The 7,516-nt window shown below is 70.2% G+C and carries 7 protein-coding genes and 1 pseudogene; 6 read left to right on the top strand and 2 right to left on the bottom strand.

What is annotated here, in order from left to right; all coding sequences use genetic code 11:
• Positions 1 to 308: 308 nt before the first annotated feature.
• Positions 309 to 857, top strand: a complete 549-nt coding sequence (locus G6027_RS11675) for a YbjN domain-containing protein (RefSeq protein WP_182637331.1) — start codon at positions 309 to 311, stop codon at positions 855 to 857.
• Between the two features lie 141 nt (positions 858 to 998).
• On the opposite strand, the gene G6027_RS11670 is transcribed toward G6027_RS11675, so the two are convergent.
• Positions 999 to 2,708, bottom strand: coding sequence for a long-chain-fatty-acid--CoA ligase (locus tag G6027_RS11670; protein ID WP_182637330.1), 1,710 nt, complete (start codon positions 2,706 to 2,708; stop codon positions 999 to 1,001).
• Positions 2,709 to 2,749: 41 nt separating this feature from the next.
• Here G6027_RS11670 and G6027_RS11665 point away from each other — a divergent pair, with 41 nt between their 5' ends.
• The 3 genes from G6027_RS11665 (at position 2,750) to G6027_RS11655 (ending at position 5,493) form a co-directional block, all read left to right on the top strand.
• Positions 2,750 to 3,499 (top strand): phosphoglyceromutase, encoded by a 750-nt coding sequence (locus G6027_RS11665; RefSeq protein ID WP_182637329.1) that lies wholly within the window; start codon positions 2,750 to 2,752, stop codon positions 3,497 to 3,499.
• Between the two features lie 111 nt (positions 3,500 to 3,610).
• A complete protein-coding gene (locus G6027_RS11660; protein ID WP_182637328.1) occupies positions 3,611 to 4,807 on the top strand; it encodes an ATP-binding protein in 1,197 nt (398 codons plus the stop codon).
• Positions 4,804 to 5,493, top strand: coding sequence for a response regulator (locus G6027_RS11655; protein ID WP_182637327.1), 690 nt, complete (start codon positions 4,804 to 4,806; stop codon positions 5,491 to 5,493). The genes G6027_RS11660 and G6027_RS11655 overlap by 4 nt, the downstream gene beginning before the upstream one ends.
• Here the strand turns inward: G6027_RS11655 and G6027_RS11650 are convergent.
• Complete coding sequence (locus G6027_RS11650) at positions 5,475 to 6,344, bottom strand: hypothetical protein (protein WP_182637326.1); 870 nt, start codon at positions 6,342 to 6,344, stop codon at positions 5,475 to 5,477. The two genes, G6027_RS11655 and G6027_RS11650, sit on opposite strands and share 19 nt — an antisense overlap.
• A 33-nt stretch (positions 6,345 to 6,377) precedes the next feature.
• Here G6027_RS11650 and G6027_RS11645 point away from each other — a divergent pair, with 33 nt between their 5' ends.
• Together G6027_RS11645 and G6027_RS11640 are read left to right on the top strand one after the other, a co-directional pair.
• On the top strand, positions 6,378 to 7,325 hold the full coding sequence (locus tag G6027_RS11645) for a Ppx/GppA family phosphatase (protein ID WP_182637325.1): 948 nt from the start codon (positions 6,378 to 6,380) through the stop codon (positions 7,323 to 7,325).
• 1 nt (position 7,326) lies between these two features.
• Positions 7,327 to 7,516, top strand: a pseudogene (locus tag G6027_RS11640) (hypothetical protein); the annotation flags it as partial.

The following is a 7,516-nucleotide window of genomic DNA, read 5'->3' as shown; positions in this document are numbered from 1 at the left end:
GTGGGACTGCTCGACGACGACGAGCGCCGCCTGTCGATGTCGCGGGCCGCCCCGGTCCACGCCACCCGGTTCTCCTGGGATTCCACGGCCGACGGACTGCTCGCCTCGTACGCGGGCACGATGGCGGCGTACCGCGCCCGGCGAGAGGCGGCCGCCGCGTCCTGACCGTGCCTGTAGGCAGCGCGGCCCACGAGCCCGGCCCTGTCCGAACCAGCCCCGTCCGAACCAGCCCCCGCGACGAATCGCTCACGAGTCCAGGCCGTCGAACCGAAGGAGTCACGATGATCGACCCCACCGAGAACAAGCGCATGGACGACGACAGCGGGGCCGCGCCGCGCGGTGCCGACGACGTCGACGGCCCCACCCTCGAGCTGATCCGCAACTTCCTGGTGGAGCGGGACATCGAGTCGACGTTGGCGGACGGCCGCGTCTTCGTGGTCCAGCTGCCAGGGGAGAAGCGTCTCAAGACCGCCTGCCATCTGACGGTGAACCGGGAGAGCGTGCGGATCGAGGCGTTCATCTGCCGCAAGCCCGACGAGGACTTCGAGAAGGTCTACAAGTACCTGCTGCGGCGTAACCGTCGGCTGTACCAGGTGGCGTACACGCTGGACAACAACGGTGACATCTACCTGGTGGGCCGGATGCCGCTGGTCGCGGTGACCGAGGAGGAACTCGACCGCGTGTTGGGCCAGGTGCTCGAGGCCGCGGACCACGACTTCAACATCCTGCTCGAGACCGGCTTCCACACCTCGATCCGCCGCGAGTGGGAGTGGCGGGTCTCGCGCGGTGAGCCGCTGCGCAACCTGGACGCGTTCCGCCACCTCACCGAGGACCTGCCCCAGCCGGGGCACGAGTAGCCCGCGAACCCGGCCCGCCCCCCATCCATCGAGAAGAGCGTTCCGCGCACTTCCTCTCGGCCGATGCGCGCGGGACGCTCTTGTCGACGCGGGACGTTCCTGTCCATGGGGTGGAGCGTCGACGGTGTGGGGCGGGGCGGGTCAGGGGTTGATCTGCTCGGCGACCTTCTTGCGCAGCACCTTGCCCATCGGGTTGGTGGGCAACTCGTCCAGCTCCACGAACTCCCGGGGGACCTTGTACCCGGCGAGCGAGGCCTTGCAGTGGGCGCGCAGGGCCTGGGCGTCGAGCTCGGTGCCAGGGTCGAGCACGACCGCGGCCACGACCTGCTCGCCGCCATCTGACCCGCGACGACCCACCACCGCGCAGTCGGCCACGCCCGGGGCCTTACGCAGGACCGCCTCCACCTCGGAGGGGTAGACGTTGAACCCGCCGGTGACGATCATCTCCTTGATCCGGTCCACCACGTGGAGGAAGCCGTCGGGGTCCTGCGTCACCACGTCGCCGGTGCGCAGCCAGCCCTCGTGGAAGGTCTCGGCGGTGGCCGCGGGGTTGCGCCAGTAGCCCGGGAAGACCTGCGGGCCCCTGACCAACAGCTCGCCGGGCTCACCTGGGTCGGCGTCCACGGTGGGGTCGTCCTTGTGGGCGACGCGGATGTCGGTGTCCGGGAAGGGGACGCCGATGCTGCCGGCCCGCCTCGCCGTCGACATGGGGTTTCCCACCGTGATGGGCGAGGTCTCGGTCATGCCGTATCCCTCGACGAGCAGGCCCCCGGTCGCGGCCTCCCACCTCTCGATGAGCTCTTCGGGCAGGCTCATGGCGCCGGACAGCGAGTGCCGGACCCCATGTAGGGGAATCCCCCGCCTGCCGGCCTCTTCGAGGATCTTGGAGTAGATCGGTGGGACGGCCGGGATGAAGGTGGGCAGGTCCTTGGCGAGGATCGGCATGATGAGGTCCATCTCCGGGGCGGGTACCAGCTGCAGCCGGGCGCCCACCGCGATCCCGATCACCACACAGAGCGTCACCCCGTATGCGTGGAACATCGGCAGCGAGGCCAGGAACCGCTCGCGCCCCAGCTCGAGCTCGGGCACCCAGGCCTCGCCCATCTTGGCGTTGGCCACCAGGTTGGCGTGGGAGAGCGTGGCTCCCTTGGGCGTTCCGGTGGTGCCGGAGGTGTACAGGATCAGCGCGAGGTCGTCGGCCTTCGGTCGTGGATGGGAGAAGTCCAGCTCCGGCGCGGTTTCCAGGTCACGCCAGTCCAGCGTCCCGGGAGCGGGCGCGGAGAGCTTGGCCCGCGAGGCACGCAGCGACGGGACGGGCAGGAACTTCAGCGCCAGGCGCTTGGCCGCGGGGAGCTCGTCGAGCAGGTCGACGGCGACGATGTGCTCGATCTCCGTGCCGGGGCGGTCGGCCAGCTCGCGCACCATGCCGGCGACGACGTTCCAGGTCACCACCACCTTCGCGCCGTGGTCGGCGAACGGACCCTCGAGCTCGTCGGCGGTGTAGAGCGGGTTGTGCTCGACCACGATCGCGCCGATCCGCAGCGCGGCGTAGAACACGACGATCCCCTGCGGACAGTTGGGCAGCAGGACGGCGACCCGGTCCCCGCGCCCCACCCCGAGGCGACGCAGTCCCTCGGCCGCGTGGCGGACTCGGCTGCCGATCTCGGAGTAGGGGGTCAGGCGGCCGAAGAACTCGGTCGCGGGCCGGTCGGAGTAGGTGCGCACGGCGTCGTCGAACTGGTCGATGAGTGTGGTGGTGCCGTAGTCGAGGTCGTGCGTGGTGCCCGGGGTGTAGTGGGCGGTCCACGGCCGGTCGGATCGATCGGGGGTGTCTCCGGCGTGTGTGGTCATGTCTGCACCGTAGTCCTCGGGCGTCGGGTCATAATGGCCGTATGGCTTACGGAACCCTCGTCCTCCTGCGTCACGGTCAGTCCACGTGGAACGCCTCCAACCAGTTCACCGGATGGGTCGATGTGGACCTCACCGACCTCGGGCGTGAGGAGGCGGTCCGCGGCGGCCGGCTCCTCGCCGAGGAGGGCATCCTTCCGGACGTGCTGTACACCTCGCTGCTGCGCCGGGCCATCACCACGGCCAACATCGCGCTGGACGCCTGCGACCGGCACTGGATCCCCGTGGTGCGGCACTGGAAGCTCAACGAGCGGCACTACGGCAAGCTCCAGGGCCTCAACAAGGCGGAGATCAAGGACGAGTACGGCGACGAGCAGTTCATGCTGTGGCGCCGGAGCTACGACACGCCGCCGCCGGCGATCGCCGCGGACAACGAGTACTCGCAGTCGGCCGACCCCCGCTACGCGGACCTGCCGGAGGTGCCGCTGACGGAGTGCCTCAAGGACGTGGTGGACCGCTTCATCCCGTACTACGCGGCCGAGATCGCGCCGCTGCTGGCCGAGGGCAAGACGGTCATGGTGGCCGCGCACGGCAACTCGTTGCGCGCACTGGTTAAGCACCTCGACGGCATCTCCGACGAGGACATCGCGGGCCTGAACATCCCCACCGGAATCCCGCTGGTCTACCGCTTCGACGACTCCGGTCTGGTCTCCAACCCGGGGGGCACCTACCTCGACCCGGAGGCCGCGGCCGCCGGAGCCGCCGCCGTCGCCAGCCAGGGCGCCCAGAAGTAGGTGTCGGTCCGGTGAACACGCGGCGAACCCCCGTCCACCTGCGGTCTTCCCGCAGATGGACGGGGGTTCGCCGTTGTGGATGCCGATCCGCCGCACCGTAGTATCTGCCTCGTGCAGGTCAGTCTCGGGATCGCCCTCGCGATCATCGCCGCAGTGGTCGGCTTTGTCGTCGGCGGGTTCGTCGTCCCCCGGCTCAACGCCCGACGTGAGCTCCGGCTCGCCGAGCAGCAGGGGCCGAGCCGGTTGGAGGTCCTGCGGGCGGTGTACCACCAGGCTCCGTACGCGCTCGCCGTGGTGGACCGACACCAGGACGTGGTGCTCTACAACCGTCGCGCCGCGGAGCTGGGGATCGTGGACGACCGGCTCCTGGTGGACCCGGTGTGGCGCGCCGCCGAGATCACCTTCGCGGGCGGCGAACCCTCGGCGTTCGACCTGCCCGCCAAGGTCATCACGGGCCGTCGCCGCATCCCCTCGGTGAGCGGCCGCAGCGAGATCCTCGGCGGTCATCTCGGTCAGTTCGCGGTGGTGTTCGCCGACGACGACTCCGAGCAGCGGCGCATGGAGGCCGCCCGCCGCGACTTCGTGGCCAACGTCTCCCACGAGCTCAAGACACCGGTGGGGGCCATGGCCGTGTTGGCCGAGGCGTTGCTGGAGTCCAAGGACGACCCGGAGTCGGTCGAGTACTTCGGCGGCCGCGTGGTGAGCGAGGCGCACAGACTGGGCAAGATGGTCTCCGAGCTCATCGAGCTGTCCCGGCTCCAGGGCGCCGAGCGGATCCGCGATCCCGAGCCGGTGGACGTGGACGCCGTGGTGGACGAGGCCATGCGCAGGTCGGCGTCCGCGGCCGAGGCGGCCGGGATCGAGCTGATCACCGACCCGCCCTCCGGGCTCGAGATCTCGGGCGACTGGACCCTGCTGGTCACCGCGTTGACCAACCTCATCTCCAACGCCGTCAACTACTCGCCGGAGCGCACCCCGGTCTCGATCACCCGGGCGCTCGACGGGGACACCGTGATGCTGCGGGTCACCGACCGGGGGATCGGCATCGCGCCCGAGCACCAGACCCGCGTCTTCGAGCGGTTCTTCCGCGTGGACAAGGCCCGGTCCCGGGCCACCGGCGGGACCGGGCTGGGGTTGGCGATCGTCAAGCACGTCGCCCAGAACCACAACGGCGGCGTCAGCATCTGGAGCCGACCCGGGACCGGGTCCACATTCACACTCGAACTCCCGGCCCACGTGGAGCCGGGTGGCGAGGGGGCCCCGCCCCCTGCCGAGCACGACCAACAAGGAGAGGACCAGGTGCCGTGACCAGGGTGCTGATCGTAGAGGACGAGGCTTCGCTGGCGGATCCGCTGGCATTCCTCCTGCGCAAGGAGGGCTTCGAGGTCACCATCGCCGGCGACGGCCCGACCGCGCTGGAGAGCTTCGACGCGGAGGGCGCGGACATCGTGTTGCTGGACCTCATGCTCCCGGGCATGTCCGGAACCGACGTGTGCAAGCGACTGCGGGTGACCTCGGGCGTCCCGGTCATCATGGTGACCGCGCGGGACAGCGAGATCGACAAGGTGGTCGGGCTGGAGCTGGGGGCCGACGACTACGTGACCAAGCCCTACTCGGCCCGGGAACTCATCGCCCGCATCCGGGCCGTCCTGAGGCGCGGCGCCGACACGGAGGGGGACCAGCCGGACGACATCGGTGTGCTGGAGTCGGGCCCGGTGCGCCTGGACATCGAGCGGCACACGGTGACCGTCCGCGGGTCGGTGGTGACCCTCCCGCTCAAGGAGTTCGACCTGCTCGAGTACCTGCTGCGCAACTCCGGCCGGGTGCTCACCCGCGGTCAGCTGATCGACCGGGTCTGGGGGTCGGACTACGTGGGCGACACCAAGACGCTGGACGTGCACGTCAAGCGGCTGCGCTCGAAGATCGAGCAGGACCCGGGCAAGCCGGTCCACCTGGTGACGGTCCGCGGCCTGGGCTACAAGTTCGAGGGCTGACCACCCCGCGCGGCCTCGGCCCGCTCCGTCGCGGGGTGCACGGCGACGATTCCCAGCTGGCGGCGGCGCCGGCACGCCGCGGCCAGCACCTCGTAGCAGTCGGCCCCCAGCAACTCGGCCAGCTCGTCCCGCAGTGAGACGAACACCGGGTCGGCCCCGACGTGCGCCTCGGGGGAGCCGGTGCAGTACCAGTCGAGGTCCATCCCGCCCGGGCCCCAGCCGCGGCGGTCGTACTCGCCGATACGGGTGTGGAGGACCTCCACCTCGTCGGCGCGCGTCTCCCACTCCTGCGTGCGGCGGATGGGCAGTTGCCAGCACACGTCCGGCTTGGACTCGGGCAGGGTGCGGCCCGAGCGCGCCGCCATGTGGTGCAGGGCGCAGCCCGAACCGGCCGGGAAGCCGACGTCGTTGAAGAACACGCATCGCCCGCCGTGGCGGCGCGTCCGCAGAGCGGGCTCGGGCTCGCCGTCGTCCCCGGTGAGTTCGTCCTCCTCCAGCCACGGCTCGAGATTGCCGCCCTCGGCCTCCGCGGCCTCCATCGCGGCCTCACGGTGCTGCCAGTCGTCGGGACCCAGGAGCGCGACGTTCACGGTCAGGCGCGCGCGGTCATCGTCGTCACAAAGAAACGCCCCGTGCGTGCAACAGCCGGAGTCTGGCTGGTCGGCCTCGATGCCGTGGCAGGCCGGGGTGCCGAACACGCAGGTCCACGAGGACAGCAGCCAGGTCATGTCCGCGGAGATCAGGTGCTCGTCGTTCGCGGGGTCCGGGAACGTGTACCACTCGCGGGGGAAGTCGAGGGGGACTTCCGGGGCGGGCGCGCCCGGGGTGCTGGTGCGTTCGGTGGCGGTCACAACCTGCGACCGTAGACCGTTTAGGGTGGGCGTGTGAGATTAGGTGTCCTGGACGTCGGGAGCAACACGGTCCATTTCGTGGTGGTCGACGCCCATCGCGGCGGGCACCCCACGCCCATGAACGACTCCAAGACCCGGTTGCGACTGATCGAGTACCTCGATGAGGACAACAACATCTCGAAGACCGGCATCGCCCGGCTGATCGACGCGGTCAACGAGGCCGCCGATCTGGCCAAGGCCACCAAGTGCCGCGAGGTCATGGCGTTGGCGACCTCGGCTGTGCGCGACGCCGCCAATTCGGACGCGGTGCTCGAGAAGGTCGAGAAGGAGACCGGCATCGAGTTGCGCGTGCTCTCCGGCGAGGACGAGGCCCGCATGACCTTCCTGGCCGCCCGCCGCTGGTTCGGCTGGAGCGCCGGTCGGATCGTCAACCTCGACATCGGTGGTGGCTCGCTCGAGCTCACGAGCGGCGAGGACGAGCTGCCCGAGCACGCCTTCAGCCTGCCCCTGGGCGCCGGCCGGCTGACGCACGACTGGTTCAAGACCGACCCGCCGGAACGCAAGCGCATCAACCAACTGCGTGACTTCATCGACGCCGAGCTTGAGGGCCCCGCCAGGGACCTGCGGGCGGCCGGCACCCCCGACCTGGCCTGCGCCACCTCCAAGACGTTCCGCACGCTGGCGCGGCTCACCGGTGCGGCGCCGTCGTCGGAGGGGCCCCGGGTCGAGCGGATCCTCACCGCGTCGGGTCTGCGGCAGGTGATCGCCTTTATCTCTCGCATGACGGCCGCCGACAGGGCAGAGTTGGAGGGCATCAGCTCTGACCGGTCGCATCAGGTGGTCGCGGGAGCGCTGGTGGCGGAGGCGTCGATGAGGGCTCTGGGGTTGGAAAGTGTGAAAATCTGCCCGTGGGCCCTGCGGGAAGGGCTCATTCTGCAGCGTCTCGACCGGGACGCGGGCGGCGACGGAAAGGGGAGCTGAGATGGCCGAAGATCAGGACGGTCAGCAGATCACCGTGGCGGAGCTGCTCAAGCGCATGGGCGCCGAGCAGTCGGACGCGGCCGCACCTAAGGAGCGCCGGCACCGGCGGGCCGACGAGGGCGGCAGCGGCGTGAGCGTCTCAGAGCTCACCGGCGAGATCCCGCGGATCACCGACGACACCGAGCTCAGCA

The organism is Dietzia sp. SLG310A2-38A2 (genome assembly GCF_014145095.1).
Classification (GTDB): Bacteria; Actinomycetota; Actinomycetes; order Mycobacteriales; family Mycobacteriaceae; genus Dietzia.
This window is presented reverse-complemented; position numbering and strand designations above follow the sequence as displayed.

What these genes read in the sequence shown, in the direction of transcription:
- G6027_RS11670 (WP_182637330.1), bottom strand. Translation starts at nt 2,708, where the DNA reads ATGACCACACACGCCGGAGACACCCCCGATCGATCCGACCGGCCGTGG.
- G6027_RS11675 (WP_182637331.1), top strand. Translation starts at nt 309, where the DNA reads ATGGACGACGACAGCGGGGCCGCGCCGCGCGGTGCCGACGACGTCGAC.
- G6027_RS11665 (WP_182637329.1), top strand. Translation starts at nt 2,750, where the DNA reads ATGGCTTACGGAACCCTCGTCCTCCTGCGTCACGGTCAGTCCACGTGG.